Raw genomic sequence first — 2,384 nt, forward strand, 5'->3', positions numbered from 1 at the left:
ACCGCGATTTCGCCGAAGAAACCGGGCAATTCGCCGACGCGTTCGCGTGGCCGGAGTATGGCAAGCCGCCGGCGACGTTCCCCTTCCTCGTCACGGCGAACATCGGCGGATACAGCCTGGCCGTGGACGCCGCGGTGACCGAGCGCGAACAGAAGACGCTCGATTATTTCGGGTTCAATGGCTCCGGTGAGCGCATCCTTCATGGATTGTGGTTTATGAAGGAAGACTCGTATTGCCGCCCGGATCTGGACACCATGCGGCAGCGTGCCATCGAAAACGCCGGGCGGTTTCGCGAATCAGGCAGGAATCTGGAGCAGGTGGTAGCCTGCATGCTGATGGACGAGCCGACCGGGCAAGCCGCAGCCTTCTGCGCAAATGATGAGGCGTACCGCGTCAAGTTTCGCGAATGGCTCCAGGGAGAGGGGTACACCCCGGAACAGCTCCTGGTCGAGACCTGGGAACAGGTCCGCCCGGTTGTGGAAACCGAGCGCGTCGCGTACCCGGCCCTGCACTGTTTCACGCAGCGGTTTCGCACGCGCGCGCTGGGCGATTTCATGGCCACCCAGCGCCGCATCATTGAAGAGACCTACGGCCGAAGCTTCCCAACCGTGGTCAATTTCAGCGACGGCGCGATCTACTACGCCAATTTCTGCGGACAGGGCGTCGACTATTTCGAATTGCTCGATTCCAGCCAGCAGAACGCGATCTGGGGGGAGGACTGGGCCAACATCGCTTCGACGTACCAGTGCGCCGCGTTCAATGTCGCGCTGATGCAGGCGGCGGCCCGGAAACGGGGCCAGCGGGTCGGCCACTACCTGATTGCACATGCCGGCCGTACGGCGTGGGACACCAAGACCAAGGCGGCCGGCGAAACGGCCCGCGGCGTCCGAATCTGGAAGAACTTCAGCTACGGCCCTGCCTGGGGCACCCATGAAGGCGGCCCGCCGTGGCGCACGCATGTCTGGTATGCCAAACCCGAGGTGTGGAAGGCCAACGCGGAAATCACCCGGGAGATCGGCGCCGTTGAAGACTGGCTGGCAACGGCGGAGCCCGCCCCCGCCGAGGTGGCCCTCCTCTACAGCTCATCCTCGGATATCTGGACGATGTGGAGCAATCTTGCGTTCGGCTTTGACCGCATGCACACCTGGCTGGCGCTGGCCCACGCGCAGATTCCCGTAGACATCCTCTCGGAACGCGACGTCGCGGCGGGCGAACTCGCCAGGTACAAGGTATGCTATTTTTCCGGGCCCAACCTGACACGAGCCGCCGCAGCCCAATTGCGCGCATGGGTCGAGGCCGGAGGCACACTCTGGCTCACCGCGGACGCGGCTTCCAGGGACGAATTCAACAGTTTCAACCGTCCGCTCGACGAGCTAACCTCCCTGTTTCCGGCTCATCGGGGAGCCGCCGCGACGCTCGAATCGTTTCAGTATTCGGGGCGCCTGCTGGACCGTCTGACAGCGAAAGACACGGTAGCGTGGGGCGGCGAACAACTGGAGGTGCTCTCGGTCAAAGAGCCGCTCACGCCGCGACGCAACAGCGAAGTGCTGGCCTGTTTCAGCGACGGGGCGCCGGCCGTGGTGCGTGGGAGCGCCGGCAGCGGGCATGTGATCCAGGCCGGCTTCCTGCCCGCCTTGTGGTACATCAAAGTGGCGCTCAGTGCCCGCCTCGCGGCCGAAAAGGGCCACGCCGACACGGAGGCCGCTGTGCAGGCCCGCCCGCCCGAGGACGGCCAACCCGAAGCCACCGCGGCGTCGCTGGCGGCCTCCGCCGCGAACGAAAGGGCCGCCAGCACATCCGCCGTTGAACGGGAACTGCTTGAGCGCTCGTACAACCCGTGGGACTTTCCCGCGAATGTGCGCGAAGCGCTCCTGACGCCTGTACGGGACGCAAACGTTCTTCCGCCGCTCACCTGCGACATGCCGCTGGTCGATGCCGTCGGGTTGCCGTGCGAACAGGGCACCCTCGTCGTGCTGGCCAACCACACGCTGCGCCCGCTCGAGCACCTGACCTTGGAGTTCCGGACAGACAAGACCGTCGAGTACGTGGAATCCGTTCGCCATGGCCGGCTCGCGTTCGAATCTCCCCGGCCCGGCACGATCCGCTGGGTAATGCCTCTCGAAGCGAGCGATTACGTCAAGGTGAAGACTGAGTAATCCGCGCCGAAACGGCCGTCACCGCCGTAATGAAGGCCAGCCTGCGCACGAAGGCTGATGGCTATTCCTGTCTTTGGAGGGCTTGGGTCGAAGGCGTGAATTCAGAATATCCGGAATCCGGGACCGTGGGACCCCAAAGTGTGGGACCGGCGCCCTCGCCGGTCGAAAAAAGAGTGGTGCCAGAGAAGGAGATGACCGCCGGGGGCGGCGGTCCCACACCGGAGGCGG

General features: G+C 64.8%; 1 protein-coding gene. It reads left to right on the top strand.

Annotation, left to right across the window (positions count from 1 at the left end; genetic code table 11):
• Window positions 1-2,156 (top strand): beta-galactosidase trimerization domain-containing protein (locus tag PLJ71_18345; protein HQM50654.1); only part of this gene is annotated, 2,156 nt, incomplete at its 5' end.
• Window positions 2,157-2,384 lie beyond the last annotated feature (228 nt).

The sequence above is a fragment of the Candidatus Hydrogenedentota bacterium genome, assembly GCA_035416745.1.
Taxonomy (GTDB): Bacteria; Hydrogenedentota; Hydrogenedentia; order Hydrogenedentales; family SLHB01; genus UBA2224.